This window comes from Sphingomonas sp. BAUL-RG-20F-R05-02, assembly GCF_022662305.1.
Taxonomy (GTDB): Bacteria; Pseudomonadota; Alphaproteobacteria; order Sphingomonadales; family Sphingomonadaceae; genus Sphingomonas.
Genome location: NZ_JAKNQH010000012.1, coordinates 58,975 through 75,863, shown reverse-complemented (window position 1 = coordinate 75,863; position 16,889 = coordinate 58,975). Strand labels below are relative to the sequence as shown.

At 66.4% G+C, this 16,889-nt stretch carries 8 protein-coding genes and 5 pseudogenes; 2 read left to right on the top strand and 11 right to left on the bottom strand.

Translation table 11 applies throughout. The annotated features are described in order from the left end of the window. Positions 1 to 238: 238 nt before the first annotated feature. The 4 genes and pseudogenes from L8F97_RS18390 to L8F97_RS18375 all read right to left on the bottom strand — a co-directional run bounded on the left by L8F97_RS18390 (position 239) and on the right by L8F97_RS18375 (position 5,115). A pseudogene (locus L8F97_RS18390) lies at positions 239 to 1,433 on the bottom strand (IS91 family transposase). A 7-nt stretch (positions 1,434 to 1,440) separates the two neighbouring features. Next, a pseudogene (locus L8F97_RS18385) lies at positions 1,441 to 2,033 on the bottom strand (tyrosine-type recombinase/integrase); the annotation flags it as partial. Between the two features lie 312 nt (positions 2,034 to 2,345). Next, positions 2,346 to 2,662, bottom strand: a pseudogene (locus L8F97_RS18380) (transposase); the annotation flags it as partial. Positions 2,663 to 2,784: 122 nt separating this feature from the next. Beyond that, the gene (locus L8F97_RS18375; RefSeq protein WP_242153609.1) at positions 2,785 to 5,115 is read right to left on the bottom strand and encodes a TonB-dependent receptor; all 2,331 of its coding nucleotides are present in this window, start codon (positions 5,113 to 5,115) and stop codon (positions 2,785 to 2,787) included. A gap of 166 nt (positions 5,116 to 5,281) precedes the next feature. Here L8F97_RS18375 and L8F97_RS18370 point away from each other — a divergent pair, with 166 nt between their 5' ends. Further along, positions 5,282 to 6,646, top strand: a complete 1,365-nt coding sequence (locus L8F97_RS18370) for an MFS transporter (protein ID WP_242153607.1) — start codon at positions 5,282 to 5,284, stop codon at positions 6,644 to 6,646. Between the two features lie 342 nt (positions 6,647 to 6,988). On the opposite strand, the pseudogene L8F97_RS18365 reads toward L8F97_RS18370, so the two are convergent. Further along, positions 6,989 to 8,340, bottom strand: a pseudogene (locus tag L8F97_RS18365) (IS1380 family transposase). A 362-nt stretch (positions 8,341 to 8,702) separates the two neighbouring features. Between L8F97_RS18365 and L8F97_RS18360 the strand changes: the two are divergent. Further along, a pseudogene (locus L8F97_RS18360) lies at positions 8,703 to 9,339 on the top strand (malate synthase G); the annotation flags it as partial. 319 nt (positions 9,340 to 9,658) lie between these two features. On the opposite strand, the gene L8F97_RS18355 reads toward L8F97_RS18360, so the two are convergent. Genes L8F97_RS18355 through L8F97_RS18330 form a run of 6 tightly spaced genes read right to left on the bottom strand, consistent with a single transcriptional unit; the run spans position 9,659 to position 16,813 of the window. Continuing rightward, entirely contained in the window at positions 9,659 to 10,492 is an 834-nt protein-coding gene (locus L8F97_RS18355; RefSeq protein WP_242153605.1) for an HpcH/HpaI aldolase/citrate lyase family protein, read from the bottom strand. Next, positions 10,489 to 10,941 carry a MaoC family dehydratase gene (locus tag L8F97_RS18350; protein WP_242153603.1) on the bottom strand — a complete coding sequence of 151 codons (453 nt, stop codon included), beginning with the start codon at positions 10,939 to 10,941 and terminating at the stop codon, positions 10,489 to 10,491. The genes L8F97_RS18355 and L8F97_RS18350 overlap by 4 nt, the downstream gene beginning before the upstream one ends. Further along, the gene (locus L8F97_RS18345; protein ID WP_242153601.1) at positions 10,941 to 12,788 is read right to left on the bottom strand and encodes an acetyl/propionyl/methylcrotonyl-CoA carboxylase subunit alpha; all 1,848 of its coding nucleotides are present in this window, start codon (positions 12,786 to 12,788) and stop codon (positions 10,941 to 10,943) included. The genes L8F97_RS18350 and L8F97_RS18345 overlap by 1 nt, the downstream gene beginning before the upstream one ends. A gap of 44 nt (positions 12,789 to 12,832) precedes the next feature. Then, entirely contained in the window at positions 12,833 to 14,014 is a 1,182-nt protein-coding gene (gene bktB / locus L8F97_RS18340; protein WP_277925063.1) for a beta-ketothiolase BktB, read from the bottom strand. A gap of 37 nt (positions 14,015 to 14,051) precedes the next feature. Then, a complete protein-coding gene (locus L8F97_RS18335) occupies positions 14,052 to 15,653 on the bottom strand; it encodes a carboxyl transferase domain-containing protein (protein ID WP_242153600.1) in 1,602 nt (533 codons plus the stop codon). Further along, positions 15,650 to 16,813 (bottom strand): isovaleryl-CoA dehydrogenase, encoded by a 1,164-nt coding sequence (locus L8F97_RS18330; protein WP_242153597.1) that lies wholly within the window; start codon positions 16,811 to 16,813, stop codon positions 15,650 to 15,652. The genes L8F97_RS18335 and L8F97_RS18330 overlap by 4 nt, the downstream gene beginning before the upstream one ends. Positions 16,814 to 16,889: the final 76 nt, after the last annotated feature.

The following is a 16,889-nucleotide window of genomic DNA, read 5'->3' as shown; positions in this document are numbered from 1 at the left end:
GGGATGCTGACCTATGGGTTTTTCGGTTTTCGGCTGCTGGGCCGCTGGGCGAGACAGCCTGCGGCAGACGTCCTGGTCGGGGCGGTGCTGACCATCAGATACGCTCTCAGAGGCTGATATCGAGCCTTGCCGTGCGGCGGACGTGACACTGCGCTCGCTGCCGGTGTCGATCGCATGAGCGTCATCATCGCCGGAAGCGCACGGGCCGCGCGGCGGAATGCAGGTGAGCCATGCCGGGTCATGAGGCGGTGGCCCCGGGCGGGTCGCTGCCATGCGGCGGTGCCCGGGGCTGTCGCCAGCGTTCGAAGGTTTCGATGACGAGCATGCGCCCCCCGCAGCATGGGCATGGCGGGCGTGCATCCTCGGGTTCGACCGGCGCCGCAGCGGCCACGGGGGGGGGTGACCCCGAGCAGTTGGCGGGCGTGTTCGAGGTGAGCCTTGCGGGTGGCGCCAGCGAGCAGGCCGTAATGACGGATGCGGTGGAAGCCTTTCGGCAGAACGTGGAGCAGGAAGCGTCGGATGAACTCGTCAGCGGCCAGCGTCATCACCTGCTGCCGGTCAACGACATCGTTGCGATAATTCTTGTAGCGCAATGTCACCCCGGTCTCGTCGAAGTGGAGGAGGCGACTGTTCGAGATCGCCACGCGGTGCGTGTAGCGCGACAGATAGGCGAGCACCGCCTGCGGTCCGGCAAACGGCGGTTTGGCATAGACGACCCAGTTCTTCTTCCGGACCGGGGACAGGTGCCGCAGGAAGGCGCGGCGCTCGGCGAGTGCCGTGAGACTGCCATGGAACGCTAGCCGTCCCGCCTCGTACAGCGCCATCAACCGGGTCAGGAACAGGCGGCGGAACAGCTTGCCGAGCACGCGCACCGGCAACAGGAACGCGGGGCGCGACGACACCCAGCGATTGCCGTCCGGCGACAGTCCACCGCCCGGCACGATCATGTGGATGTGCGGATGGTGGGTCATCGCCGACCCCCATGTGTGCAGGACCGCGGTGATGCCGATCCGCGCGCCAAGATGCTTTGGGTCCGCGGCGATGGTCGTCATCGTCTCGGATGCCGCCTGGAACAGCAGGCCATAGACCGCGGCCTTGTTCTGGTACGCGATGTCGGCGACCTCGGCCGGCAGCGTGAACACGACGTGGAAATAGCCGACCGGAAACAGGTCGGCCTCGCGCTCGGCAAGCCAGGTACGCGCGGCCGCACCCTGGCACCGGGGACAATGCCGGTTGCGACAGGAATTGTAGGCGACCCGCCAATGCCCGCAGTCAGTACAGGCCTCGACGTGCCCACCGAGCGCGGCAGTGCGGCAGTTCTCTATCGCCGACATGACCTTGAGCTGGTCGAGGCTCAAGTGCCCGGCATGCGCGCTCCGGTACGCAGGGCCGGCGGAGCGGAAGATGTCAGCGACCTTAAGCGAAGGGTGTATCGCACGCTCATCCGGCGGGCGTCTTGCCCTCCATCAGCGCCATCAACCGGTCGAGTGGGCCGGTGACCGCGCGGATCGTTCGCGTGGCGACCTTGGTGTAGAGCGCGATCGTCTCGAGCTTGCTGTGCCCGAGCAGCACCTGGATGACGCGGATGTCGACATCCTGCTCGAGCAAATGGGTGGCAAAGCTGTGCCGCAGCGTGTGCGGGCTGACGCGCTTGCGGATCCCCGCCGCCTCGGCTGCCTCGCTGACGGCGCGGTGCAGCTGTCGCGTCGAGATCGGGTCGGTGTAGCTTCGCCCCGGGAACAGCCAGCCATGCGGCAGCAGGACGCTGCGCCGCTTTCCCTCGCGCCACCACAACCGCAGCAGCTCAAGAAGCTGCGGCGACAGCATAGCGTTACGGTCTTTGCGGCCTTTGCCCTCCTCGATGCGGATCAGCATGCGCTTGCTGTCGATGTCGTCGGCCTTGAGGTGCGCGACCTCCGACACCCGCAATCCCGCGCCGTACGCGACCCCAGCGCCGCTCGGTACTTGATGCCCGGCGCGGCCTCGAGCAGCTGCCCAACCTCCTCGACGCTCAGCACGTCGGGCAGCTTGCGGGGACGACACCCGGCGCCCCGGACCGGAACCGGCATACGTTTCGGTCACGAGCTCCCGAACGAGGTCCGTGCCCGGGGCCAACCCTTCCGGATCGAGCTTTGGACGTCCGGTCCGCGACACGCGAGCGGCCCGGTGCGGCGCAGGACCGCGCCCGGATCGGGCTGCCGGTCGGTTCCGGCCGGACCCTGATCGGACGAGACATCATTGCCGGCGCGATCTGGCCGGAAGTCCAGGACTGCGCTGTCAAGCATCTCGTCCGGTTGCCCGGTCACGTCCGCGAAGGCGCCGCGCGGCAGGCGGACGACCGCTCCGTCCGGCAATTTGCCAAGCGCCAGTTTGAACCCCGGATCATGGCGCAGCGTGTCGAGATCGTCGGCGTCCTCGTAGCCGCAGGCGATTGCCAGGATGCGGGCGCGCAGAATGCCATCAAGGCTGTGGATCACGCGGCCCTGGTCGCGGGGATCGGCGATGCAGCTGGCAAGTCGTCCAGCGATCCCGAGCCGTCGCTCGGCATCCCCAGAAGCAGCACTCCACCATCCGATGTCAGTCTGCCGCCATCAAATGCAGCAGTGACTTTGCGAACATGAATCGCCGGAAACGAAAAGGTGAGGACGCTATCATCTGCCATGGCGATCGTAGCACTTTCTGTCCGGTCTCAAGGATTGGTGTAAGCAACCCTTCGCTAAACCAAATCAGAAAGTTACGCTACGATCGCCAACCCCAAACTATCATCCCGGTGCATAAGACGGGTTAGAGGCGATACGTACCGCTGACGCCGAAGGTGCGCGGCGCTCCGATCACGCTGGAATTGTAGTTCGCGCCGTAGAACGACCCCGAACGGCCGGCATAATATTCGTCGGTCAGGTTCTTGCCGTAGATCGCAATGGTGACCGGAAGCGCCTTCAGGTCGAAAGCGATCTGGGCGTTCAGCAGTCCGTATCCGCGCTGGGTGACCGACGCGATCTGGAAATCGCTGTATGGCACCGTCCCCGTGGCGGTGACGCGCGCCGTGTTCAGGAAATACACTTTCGACTGATGGGTATAGTCGAGATGCAGCTTTACGGTGCCGGAATCGCCCACCGCGATGGGAAGATCGCCACCCAGGCTGAACGTCGTCTTGGCGACCGTTGGGACCTGCGATCCGACGAACGGCCCGCCGGTGAATTTGGGATGGATGAGGCCTAGCGATCCGTTCAGCCGCAGCCTGCCGAGCAGCGCCTCGGCCTCGAACTCGCCGCCATAGATCTCCGCCTTGCCCGCGTTGATCGTGGTGATGATGATCGGCTGCGCCTGCAGGACGGCGTTCTGCTGGATATCGGAATAGGTCGAATAATAGCCCGCGACGCCCAGCCGGAGCCGTTTTGCGAACAGGCCGATCTTGGCCCCCGCCTCCCAGCTCGACACCTGCTCGGCGCCGAACGGCGTGTAGAAGGCCGCGGTGGTGCCGCTAGCCTGCTGGAACCCGCCCGAGCGGAAACCCTTAGCATATTTGGCGTAGAGCAGCCCGTCCGTCGGCAGCCGGTAATCGACGCCGACAGTGAAGGGCACATAGTTGAACGTGACCGGCGGGGGCCGGTACGCGCAACCGCCGGGCGCCTGATTCAGGCCGATAGCGGTGAACGGGCACGCGGCTGGGGTGATCGCGGATGCCGGCGGCGACGCGACCAGCGCATAGGACGCGCCCACCGCGTAGCGGGCCGGCGTGTAGAACATCTCGCGCGCGTCGTGGACGTAACGAAGCCCGCCGGTCAGGCGGAACCGCGGCAGCAGCTCATAGGTGAGCTGCGCGAAGACGCTCATCGATTCGTTGTCCGGGTTGATCGTGTTGTCCTGGATCGCCGCGCCGACATGGGTGATGGGCGAATTGTGCATCTGTTCGCGGAAATAATAGGCGCCGGTCACCCAGGCGAGCTTGTCGCCGAACGCGTTGCCGAGCAGTTGCAGCTCCTGCGACACCTGATGCCCGTCGAGCGTGAAGATGCCGACATCGGCATTGGCGATGGGCGTCGCGTCCAGATCGGAGGCTCCCTCGAACGCCAGATGGCGATAGGCGGTGATCGATTTATAGGTGACGTCGCCAATCTTGCCGGTGATCGTCCCCGACAGGTCGTAGATCTTCGAATGATTCAGCGGGTTGATGCCGCCATACGTGATCCGCGATCCGTGGGGCACGACATACGGCGACAGATTGGCGGGCGAGAGAGCGGCATCGAAATAGTTCAGTACCCACAGCGGCTGGTGGTTCTTACCGTCGTAATAATCGGCGCTGAGGTCGACGCGCAGGTCGTCGGCGAGATCGGCGCGCAGGCTGGCGCGGACATAGTCGTCGTTCTGGTCCGCGACCCGGTCGCGCGTCGTGCGGTCATAGCCATAGCCGTCATGCTGGGCATGAACATACACGACACGCGCGGCGAGCTTGTCGTCCACGATCGGCACGTTCGCGACCGCGGTGACACCCAGTGCGTCGTAGTTGCCATAGGCCAGCTTGATCGACCCTTCGGTCATGTATTTGGGCTTGGCGGTCGTGATGTTGAGCGCGCCCGCAATCGTGTTGCGGCCGAACAGCGTACCCTGCGGCCCGCGCAGCACCTCGACCGAGGCGAGATCGACCAGTGCGAAGTTGCTGCCCTGCGAGCGCGCATAATAGACTCCGTCGACATAGACGCCGACCGCCGGATCGACGTTGGGAAGGACACCGCCGGGCGAGACGCCGCGAATCGCGAGGATGAGATCGTTGCTGCCGTACGGCGTCGCCGTGAAGGTGACGGCGGGAACGTTCGCGGCCAGCGAGGTGATATCGCCGATCTGGCGCGTTTCCAGCGCCGCCGCGCCGAACGCCGTCACCGCGACCGGCACGTTCTGCAGCCGTTCTTCGCGGCGCTGGGCGGTGACGACGATATCGGCCAGCCCTTCGCTTGCGGGCTCCTGTGCAGCCGGCGCGGACTCAGGCGAACCCGGGATGGCCTCCGGCGAAGCCTGCGCCGCCGGCGGGGTGCCCGGCACGCCCTGGGCATGAAGCGCCGCCGGGAAAAGGGCGCCGACGGCGCCGGCGCACAGCAGGCCATGAATGGACTTCCGCATCGAAACTCTCCCAATAGGACGCCGCCCGGCTATGGCCGGTGCTGGTGGCGTCGTTTGGCGCGGCGTGTAGTCCCAACGCCGATCTTCGACAAGAATGATATTTTGATCCTAGAATACTACGTCCGAACGCGTTACCAGCGGCAAAAGCCGGGTGAGAGGAAGCCGAATGCCGTTCAGCGAGGGTAACGACGCGACTCGTCGCCCGATGTGCCCCGGTTCGGGCGGCATCCGGAGCTTCCCGTCGATGCGCAAGGCCTGGGCGGTCATCGCCATCCTCTGGATCGTCACGCTCTTCTCGCAGCTCGATCGCCAGCTGCCGGCGCTGCTCGTGAAGCCGCTGAAGGGCGAGTTCGGGATCACGGATACGCAGTTCAGCCTGTTGCAGGGCTATGCGTTCGCGCTGGTCTATACCGCGATGGGGCTGCCGTTCGGGCGGCTGGTCGACCGCGCGAACCGGCGCAACCTGATCCTGTTCGGGGTCGTCGTGTGGAGCGCGATGACGGTGTTTGCGGGCTTCGCAACGAGCTTCGGCGAATTGCTGGTCGCGCGGATCGGGGTGGGCGTGGGTGAAGCGGTCCTGGCCCCCGCCGCCTATTCGATCATCGCCGACTATGTCGCGCCGGCGCGTCGGGGTCGCGCACTGAGCGTCTATTACGTCTCGCTCGCGATCGGGTCGGGCGCGTCGCTGCTGCTCGGCGGCATGATCCTCCATATGCTGCCGGCCGCAGGGCTGCAGGTCGGCGGGCTGGTGCTGACGCCGTGGCGGACGACGTTCATCTTCGCCGGGCTGCCCGGCCTGCCGCTCGTCCTGCTGCTGTTGCTGGTCCGCGAACCCGAACGCCATGAAACGCAGGGCATCGCCCGCGCGTCGATTGGCGACTTCCTCGCCTATCTCCGCGAGCATCGGGCGACGTTCTGGCGGCTGCTGACCTATCCGGCGCTGATCGCGGCGATCGGCTATGGCATGCTCGCCTGGGCGCCGGCCTATTTCGAGCGCCGCTTCGGCCTGCCGATCGCGCAGGTCGGCGTCACACTGGGAATCATCGTCGCGGCGGCCGGGCTGACCGGCACGCTGACCGGCGGCGCGCTGAGCGATCGCTGGCTCGCGCAGGGCAAGCCCGCGGCGCGGTTCCGGGTGACGCTGGTGGGCTGGATGCTGATCGTGCCGTCGGCGTCGTTCTGGCCGCTGATGCCGAGCGCGACGCCGTGCTTCGCGCTGCTGGCGGTGCTCGTCACCGGCACCGCGATCGCGCAGTCCGCGGCGCCGGCGGCCGTGCAGGACGTCTTTCCCAATACCATGCGCGGCCAAGCGACCGCGGTGTATCTGTTGCTGGCGGGGCTGGTCGGCATCGGCCTGGGCCCGATGCTGGTCGCGCTCGTCACCGACCATGTCTTCGGCGACCCGGCCAAGCTCGGCTATTCGCTGGTCGCGGTCGCGGTGCCGATGACGCTGTTCGGGCTGTGGCTCTCGATCTCGGGCCAGCGGCCCTATGAGCAGACGCTGGAGGCGCTTCGGCGTGGGCGCCCGTGAGGTCAGCCGACGCGCTTTTGCGAGCTCCATCAGCTTGCCCGCCAGCCCCTTGTGCCCGTGCGACACCGGCACGAGCACGTTGCTGATCAGCACGCGCATGATGAATTCGGCGAGCAGGCGGCGGTCCAGCTGCCGGCCGAGCTACCGATTGCGTTCGGCAAGGAAGTTTCAACGCTTTAGCCCGTCTTATTCACCGGCTGCGCTTCGTGATTGTTACCCGGGCATTGGCGTGAGGTATTTGCCGGCGAGGCACGCGGGCGCGAGGCGCCTGTTTCGTCGCGGTTTATCCTGGGTTTGCGGAGTTGACGGGCGGGGTTCGTTTAGCGGCCACTGCCGCGTCGATCATGGTCCGGCGGTGCGCAAGTTGAGCGCAACGGATCGGAAGAGCCCGGCATCGGGAAAGGCGCTCGCGAAGGCGATGCAGATACGACTGGAGGTTTCGATGACGCGCGCGGCGACCTTTAGCAGTCGCAGGCGGAGGGTTGCGAACTCGCCGGTGCGAAGCGGGGCGGTTGCCGGCATCGCCTGTCGCACGGTCCACATCAGCCAGTACGCTGCGGTGTGGAGGATGAGCCGCATCTGATTGGCGTTGGCCAAGCGGCAGGAGGTCCGGTCGCTTTTCAGCTGCGCCTTATGCAGCTTGATCAGGTTCTCGGCCTGGCCGCGAGCGCAGTACAGCGTGTCATAGACCCGGTCGGCGCTGCCATCGGCAAGCGAGGTGACGACGAAGCGGATGTCGAGGCCGAGGCTGCTCGCCTCGATGCGGGCGACGACACGACGCTCGGCGACGCCCCAGGTTTTCGCGGCGTAGCGCGTTTCGGCATAGCGGCGCAGCTCGATCAGACCCTGCATCGCCCGGTCGGTCGCGCAGGCATCGCCTTCCCGAACGAAGACGGGATCGGCGTGGAGCGTGCGGTTGCCGGGCAGGCCGAAGATATAGTCGAGGCCGTTCGCCTCGCACCAGGCCATCGGCTCGGGGCGGCCGTAATGGCCGTCGCCGCGCAGCGTTATCCGGGTGGTCGGCCAATGGCGGCGGATGCGTCGGATCAGACGGCGAACGTCGCCGGCAACCTCGCTGCCCGACGGGGTCTTGCCAGTCCGCAGCAGCATCGCCACCGGGCGCCCCGTGGCGGTGTCGTAAACGTGGATCGGCAGGAAGCAGCGCTCGCCATAGTGGCCGTTCCAGAACGACAGCTGCTGGCCGCCGTGTACGACGTCGACGGTATCGTCGATATCAAGCGTCACGGCCGCCGGCGGCGCAGGATAACTCGCGCAATAGAGATCGATAAGCGTTCCGGTCAGCCGAACCAGTTCGCGCGTGGTCGGCGCGTTCTCTCAACGGCTCATTGTCGGCTGGCTCGCCAGCCGCAACACATAACCCGGAAGCTTGCCGAGTGCCAGCTTGAATCCCGGATCATGGCGCAGCGCGTCGAGATCGTCGGCATCTTCATACCCGCACGAGATCGCCAGCATGCGGGCGCGCAGGATGTCGGCGACGCGATGGATCACCGACCCTGATCGCGCGGATCAGCGATGCAGGCGGCGAGCCGATCCGCGATCCCCAACCGCCGCTCAGCCTGTGCGAGCAGCAGTACGCCGCCGTCCGACGTCAGCCGACCGCCGTCGAACGCGGCAGTGATTTCCCGACCACGAATGGCTGGGAAGGTGAAGGCAAACCCGCTATCGTCAGCCATGGCGGTCGTGGCACTTTCTGCCTGGAGCAGAGGGATGGCGTAAGCACCAGTTCTCTAATCCCCACGCGAAGCTGCGGCCAAAACGTGATGTCGCCACTGGCGAAACCCCGGACCCGCCCGTCCGTACCACGACATGATCAGCCCGTTCGTATGGTGCCGCCGCCTTGGCGGCGGATGAGGAAAGCCATAAACGCGCGGCTGACCTGCTGCCCGTTTCCTGACCGTTTTCAGCTGGAAAATTCCAGTTTAGGGTTGAGGGTCAGATGATGGAGTGGACGATGAAAAGATCAAATTCCAGCGAGGCGCAATTGCGTTCATGTTGAAGCAGGCTGAGGATGAGACGACGGTCGGCGAAGTGTGCCGGTATGTACGCGGCACCGGACTGCATGGCGGATATGCTCGCGCAGAGAGTCGTGCATCCGCAGAGCGGCGCCAACACCGCCTGGATGCTAAGCCCGACGGCCGCGACGTTGCATGCAACGCAATACACCGTGTCGACGTCGCTGAACGGCAGTTCGCCCGGCGGCAGGAACCCGTCGCCCCGCTTTCCGCGCTGCTGACGCCACCGGTCGCGATCGGCCGCAACTGGTCCCCGGAGGAGATCCGCGACGAACTCGAAAACAACGCGCAGGACGTTCTGGGCTATGTCGTGCGCTGGGTCGATCAGGCGTTAGACTGTTCCAAGGTTCCCGATATTCACAACGTGGCACTGATGGAGGACCGCGCAACCCTGCGGATCTCGGCGCAGCATATCGCCAATTGGCTGCTTCACGGCATTGCGTCGCGCCAAGATGTGGACCTTGCACTGGCCCGCATGGCGAGCAAGGTCGATCTTCAGAGGCCGGCGATCCGCTGTATCGCCCTATGCGCGCCGGCCAACAGGCCACGTCTGCTTTCAAAGCCCCGTATGCGCTTGTGCTAAAGGGGATCGATCAGCCGAGCGGCTATACCGAGCCGCTACTGCACGCTTGGCGCGTGCGATTAAAAGCCGAAGCGTAGCAACACAGGCATATCGGGACCGCGTTCCGACTGCCCGGACACGACTGTCGAACCGGCCGGTTGCCCTCATGGATAGGCTTGCGTCGATCGGGACCTGTGCTGCGGAACGTCGGCCACGGCGCGCTTGAACTCGCCAAGATGGCAATATCCGAACGTGCACCACGCTGCGGTCGTCAAGCGAGACGCTGCAATGCCACTGACTCGTCAGATGGTCTTCGGGCATGGTGACGATCATCGACGCCGCCGGCCCAATCCGCGTCCCGGCTACGCCAGTCATGGGCGTTCGACAGATTCGAGCACCCACCGTTTCACATTATATTCACACGGCCGCGGCCAGGATGCGACGCGCCTGAAGGAGGTGCGGGCGATCGACCATCTTACCGTCCAGCTTGAGTGCGCCGGCGCCCGGAGCGGCGGTGAAGGCGGCTACGATAGCGCGGGCTTGTGCGATGTCGTCTCCGCTGGGCGTAAAGCCCTGGTTGATGATGTCGATTTGCGCGGGGTGGATCGCCATCATGCCCGTGAAACCGTCGCGCCGGGCACGCGCCACATAGTCGGCGAGCGCCTGTGGCGCGTCGATGCGGGGAAAGACGGTCTCGATCGCGGCCACGCCAGCGGCATGTGCGCCGAACAGCGTCAGCGAGCGCACCATCTCGTACGGCGCCGCGTAGCGGCCGTCGTCCTCGCGCGAACGGGTCGCGCCGATCGCGGCGGGGAGGTCCTCCGCGCCCCAGGTCAGCCCGCACAGATGCTCGGCGACGACACCGTAGGAGCCGAGCTGGAAGACCGCCGACGGCGTCTCGGTCGCGATCGGCAGGATCGGCACACGTCGGCCGCCGAGCATCGCGACCAATGTTTCGATACTGGTGGCGCCCTCCGCCTTGGGCAGCACCAGTCCGTCCGGCCGCGCCGGGAGGACTGCCGCGAGATCGAGCGCGGTTAGGCCGCCGTCGAGCGGGTTGACGCGCACGAAGGTCGGCAGCCGACGGACACCGCCAAGCCAGTCCGCCACTGCTGCGCGACCTTCGGCCTTGCGATCAAACGCGACCGAATCCTCCAGATCGAGGATCAGCGCGTCCGCACCGGACGCGGCCGCCTTGGCGAATCGGTCCGGCCGGCCGGCTGGCACGAACAACAGCGAGCGCAACCTCACTGCGGCGCCCTCGCGATCAGCGCGGTTCGCAGGCACTGGCACATGATCTCGTCGCGCTGGTTGATCATGCGGTGCGCGAAGGTAACGATTCCCGCGTTCGGGCGCGAACGGCTGTCCTTCAGCTCGACGACGTCGCTCTCGGCCCTGAGCGTATCGCCTAGGAACACCGGCTTGGGCATGACCAGTTTGTCATAGCCGAGATTGGCGACCAGCGTGCCGAGCGTCGTGTCGCTCACCGACAGGCCTACCATCAGCGCGAACGTGAAGGTGCCGTTGACGAGGATACGGCCGAACTCGCTCGCTTTCGCCGCCTCCACGTCGATGTGGAGCGGCTGCGGATTGTGCGTCATGGTCGAGAACAGCAGATTGTCGGTCTCGGTGACGGTGCGACGGATTTCATGGACGAGCGTGTCGCCGACCGCCCAGTGTTCGAAGAAGCGCCCCGCCATCAGACTGCCTCCGCCTTCGCCACTCTCGCCAGCAGCGCGCCTTCGCTGACCTGCGCGCCTTCGCCGACGTTGAACTCCGCCACCGTGCCGTCGAACGGCGCCACCAGGCTGTGTTCCATCTTCATCGCCTCCAGCGTCAGCAGTTTCTGCCCCTTGCTCACCGCCTGCCCGGCCGCCGCCGCCACCGCGATCACCCTCCCTGGCATCGGCGAGCGGATCGCTCCGTCGGACGCGTCGCCACCGCCACCGCCGCCCGCACGCCAGAGGTCGAGCGCCCACACCTGCCCGCCTTCCGCAATGAGGACGGGCGACGTTGCCCCGGTTTCAGGTCCGGCAGCCGGCGACAGCTTGACCGTGACCGGCACTCCGTCGAGCAGGAACGTACCCTCGCCGCGCGGCGGCGCGTTGAGCCGCAGCCCAGCGAGCGGCCCGGGCGCGGCGAGCCTGGCGGCGGCGGCCTCCAGCGCGGCGGATGACGGGACGGCGTCCGGCAGAAGCGCGTCCCCCTCCCGCGCGATCAGCCCGGTGTCGAGCGCAGCTGCCGCAAACGCGGGGTGATGCAGCGCCTTTACCAGGAAACCGGCGTTGGTCCGGAGCGGCCAGATCCGCGTCTGCTCCAGCGTGCGTGCGAGTCGCAGGCGGGCCGCGTCGCGGTCCGGCCCCCAGGCGATCAGCTTGGCGATCATCGGATCGTAGAACGGCGAGATGCGGCCGCCCTGCTCGACGCCAGTGTCGGTGCGGTACGACGGGCCGATGTCGAACGTGTCGAGCGAACCGATCGACGGCAGGAAGCCCTTGGCGGGATCCTCGGCATAGAGCCGCGCCTCCATCGCCCAGCCGCTGATCGCCAACTCGTCCTGCCGCTTCGGCAGCGGTTCGCCGGATGCGACGCGCAACTGCCACTCGACCAGATCCTGCCCGGTGATCTCCTCGGTGACCGGATGTTCGACCTGAAGGCGGGTGTTCATCTCCATGAACCAGATCGCGTCCGCGCGCAGGCCTGCGGAACCGTCGGCGATGAATTCGATCGTGCCCGCGCCGACATAATCGACCGCCTTGGCCGCGCGCACCGCCGCCGCGCAGATCGCCGCGCGGGTGGCGGCGTCCATGCCCGGCGCCGGCGCTTCCTCGATCACTTTCTGGTGACGACGCTGGAGCGAACAGTCGCGTTCGAACAGATGCACGACGTTGCCGTGCGTATCGCCGAACACCTGCACCTCGATATGTCGCGAATTGGTCACCCACTTTTCGAGCAGCACCTGATCGTTGCCGAACGACGAAGCCGCCTCGCGCTGGCAGGACAGCAATGCATCGGCGAAGTCGGCGGCGCTGTCGACCTTGCGCATACCCTTGCCGCCGCCGCCCGCCACCGCCTTGATGAGCACGGGATAGCCGATCGCATCCGCTTCGTATTTCAGCCGGTCGGCGTCCTGATCCTCGCCGAGGTAGCCGGGCGTCGTCGGGACGCCTGCTTCCTGCATCAGCTTCTTGGCGGCATCCTTCGGGCCCATCGCGGTGATCGAGGCGGGCTTCGGGCCGATCCAGATCAGACCGGCGTCGATCACCGACTGCGCGAAGGCGGCATTCTCGCTGAGGAAGCCGTAGCCCGGGTGGATCGCGGCCGCGCCGGTCTGCCGCGCCGCCGCGAGGATATGCTCGCCCAGCAGGTATGACTCGCGCGCCGGCGAAGCGCCGATATGCACCGCCTCATCCGCGTAGCGGACGTGCAGCGCATCGGCGTCCGCGTCCGAATAGACCGCGATCGTCCGCACGCCGAGCCGGCGCGCGGTGCGGATGATGCGGCAGGCGATCTCGCCGCGATTGGCGATCAGGACGGATGTCAGCACTTCAAACCCCTTGTCGCCATCTCGAACACGCGTGCCGGCGCAGCTTAAAGCCGTTCGATCACGAGCGCGATGCCCTGCCCGCCGCCGATGCACATGGTGGCAAGGCCGTAGCGCCTGCCCGAGCGTTCCAGTTCGTGCAGCAGCTTCACGGTAAGGATCGCGCCGGTCGCACCGATTGGATGGCCCAGCGATATGCCGGAGCCGTTCACGTTGGTCTTTGCGGGATCGAACTTCAGCTCCTGCGCGACCGCACATGCCTGGGCGGCGAAGGCCTCGTTGGCCTCGATCACGTCGATCTGGTCGAGGCCCAGCCCGGCGCGCTTCAGTGCAATCGGTACGGCGGCGACCGGGCCTAGCCCCATCAGCGACGGCTCGACGCCGGCATGGCCCCAGCCGAGGATGCGCGCACGCGGCTTCAGCCCGCGCGCCTCCGCGAAGCTCGCCCGCGCCAGCACCAGGGCGGCGGCGCCGTCGTTGATGCCCGATGCGTTCCCCGCCGTGACGGACCCGTCCTTGCGGAATGCCGGCCGCAGCGTAGCAAGATGCTCCGCCGTCGTTTCACCGCGCGGATGCTCGTCGGTGTCGAATGCCACCGGCCCCTTGCGGCTGCGAATTTCGACCGGGACGATCTGATCCTTGAAACGCCCGTCCGCGATCGCGGCAGCGGCGCGGCGGTGGCTCTCGGTCGCCATCGCATCCTGCTGCTCGCGAGTGATGCCGTTGCGTTCGGCGACGTTCTCGGCGGTGATGCCCATGTGCGACCGCGCGAACGGATCGGTCAGCGCGCCGGTCAGCCCATCGGCCATCTCGACCGATCCCATTTTCTGGCCAAAGCGCGCGGTGGTAACGTAATGCGGTGCCCTGGACATGCTCTCCGCGCCGCCCGCCACCGCGACGTCGGTCTCGCCCAACATCAGCATCTGCGCGGCCGAGACGATCGCCTGCATGCCCGAGCCGCACAGCCGGTTCAGCGTCATCGCCGGGGCCGCCACCGGAATGCCCGCGTTCACCGCCGCCACGCGTGCGAGATACGCGTCGGCCGGCCCGGTCGGGATCACCTGCCCCATGACGACATGGCCGACGTCTTCGGCCGCGATGCCGGCGCGCGCGATCGCCTCGACGATGCAGATGCGACCCAGTTCGGCGGGCGCGACATCCTTCAGCGCGCCGCCGAAACTGCCGATGGCAGTCCGCACGCCCGACAGTAGTACAACATCGTCGATCATCACTTCATCCTTCCACGGTCGCGCGATCGCACAGCCATTACATGCGGAACACGCCGAAGCGCGCGGCATCCGGCACCGGCGCGTTCAGCGTGGCGGCGAACGCCAGCCCCAATACGTCACGCGTCTGCGCAGGGTCGATGATGCCATCGTCCCACAGACGTGCGGTGGCGTAATAGGGATTGCCCTCGTCCTCGTATTTCTGGCGGATTGGCGCCTTGAACGCTTCCGCCTCGGCGCCCGACCAGGTGGCGGCATCGCGGTGCACGGTGGCCAGCACGCGCGCCGCCTGCTCGCCGCCCATCACGCTGATGCGCGCGTTCGGCCAGGTGAACAGGAAGCGGGGCTGATAGGCACGCCCGCACATGCCGTAATTGCCCGCGCCGAAACTGCCGCCGATCAGGACGGTGATCTTGGGGACGCTGGCGGTCGCGACTGCGGTCACCAATTTCGCGCCGTTTTTGGCGATGCCCTCCGCCTCGTATTTGCCGCCGACCATGAAGCCGGAGATGTTTTGCAGGAACAGCAAGGGGATGCGCCGTTGGCAGGCGAGTTCGATGAAATGCGCGCCCTTCAACGCGCTTTCGGAAAACAGGACGCCGTTGTTGGCGAGGATCGCGACCGGCATGCCCCAGATATGCGCGAAGCCGCACACCAGACTTGCGCCGTACAGCGCCTTGAACTCGTGGAACTGGCTGCCGTCGACCAGCCGCGCGATCACCTCGCGCACGTCGTACGGCGCGCGCACGTCTTGGGGTACGACGCCGTACAGCTCGTCGGCCGCGAACTTCGGCGGCACCACCGGCCGCAGCTCGGCGTCGGGCGTACGATCGGGCCGCAGCGTCGAGACGATATCGCGCACGATCGTCAGCGCATGCTCGTCATTCTCGGCGACGTGATCGACCACGCCCGACTTGCGCCCGTGCAGATCACCGCCGCCGAGATCCTCGGCGGAGATCACCTCACCGGTCGCGGCCTGCACCAGTGGCGGCCCGGCAAGAAAGATCGTGCCCTGATTGCGCACGATCACCGTTTCGTCGGACATGGCGGGCACATAGGCGCCGCCGGCGGTGCAGCTTCCCATCACGCACGCGATCTGTGCGATCCCCTGCGCCGACATGTTCGCCTGGTTGAAGAAGATGCGGCCGAAATGCTCGCGGTCCGGGAACACCTCCGCCTGATTGGGCAGGTTGGCGCCGCCGCTATCGACCAGATAGATGCACGGTAGCCGGTTTTCGAGCGCGATCTCCTGCGCGCGCAGGTGCTTCTTCACCGTCAGCGGGAAATAGGTGCCCCCTTTGACCGTGGCATCGTTGCAGACGATCATCACCTGCCGGCCGGACACGCGGCCGATGCCGGCGATGATGCCAGCGCCCGGCACCTCATCGCCATAGAGGCCATCGGCGGCAAGCTGGCCGATCTCCAGAAACGGCGAGCCTGCGTCGAGCAACCGCTCCACGCGATCGCGCGGCAACAGCTTGCCACGCGCGACGTGCTTGGCGCGTGCGGCGTCCGATCCTCCGCTCGCGGCCGTCGCGACACGCGCGCACAGGTGATCGGCCAACCCACGATTGTGGCCCGCGTTGGCACCGAACGTCTCGCTCGTGGTAAGGATGTTGGACGCGAGAACCGGGGCGCTCACTGCGCGATCCGTTCCGCCGCACCGATCAGTTCGCGGCCGATCAGCATACGGCGGATCTCGTTCGTACCCGCGCCGATGTCGAGCAGCTTCGCATCGCGCATGAAGCGTTCGACCGGCCAATCCTTGGTATAGCCTGCGCCGCCAAGCGCCTGCACCGCCTCCAAAGCAACCTTCACCGCATTCTCGCTCGCCAGCAGGATCGCGCCCGCCGCGTCGAAGCGCGTCGTCCGCCCGGCGTCACACGCTTTGGCCACCGCATAGACATAGGCGCGCGCACTGTTCAGCGCGACGTACATGTCGGCGATCTTGGCCTGCATCAGCTGGAACGCGCCGATCGGCTTACCGAACTGCCGGCGCTCGCGAACATAGGGCAGCACCACGTCGAGACAGGCCCGCATGATACCGAGCTGGATGCCCGCGAGCACGGTACGCTCATAATCGAGGCCGGACATCAGGATGCCGACGCCGCCGTTGAGCGGCCCCATGATGTTCTCCTCGGGCACTTCGCAATCGTCGAACACCAGTTCGGCGGTCGGCGAACCCCGCATGCCGACCTTGTCGATCTTCTGCCCTATCGAAAAGCCCTTCAATTCCTTCTCGATCAGGAAGGTCGTAATCCCCTTCGATCCCTCGCCCGTCTTCGCATAGACCACCAGCGTGTCCGCATAAGCCGCGTTGGTGATCCAGAATTTGGTGCCGTTCAACACGTAACGGTCGCCGCGCTTTTCCGCCTTCAGCTTCATCGACACGACGTCGGACCCGGCACCGGCTTCCGACATGGCCAGGCTGCCGACATGCTCGCCGGAAATCAGCTTGGGCAGGTAACGTGCCTTTTGCTCGGCCGTGCCCCAGCGGCGAATCTGGTTGACGCAGAGATTGGAATGCGCGCCGTAGCTGAGCCCGATCGAGGCGGACGCCCGCGCCACCTCTTCCTGCGCGACGACATGATCGAGGTAGCCGAGCCCCAGCCCGCCGTCTTCCTCCGCCACGGTGATGCCGTGCAGGCCGAGCGCACCCATCTCGGGCCAAAGCTCGCGCGGGAACCAGTCCTTCGCGTCGATCTCGGCGGCGAGCGGGGCAATCCGGTCGGCGGCGAAGCGCTGCGTGCTCTCGCGGATCATGTCGGCGGTCTCGCCGAGCGCGAAATCGAAATCGGTCATGGCATCTCTCCTGCGCACGGTTTCTAGCGGTCGACCCAGCTTTCGAAAAATTGTATTTTCGATAACAACTGCATAG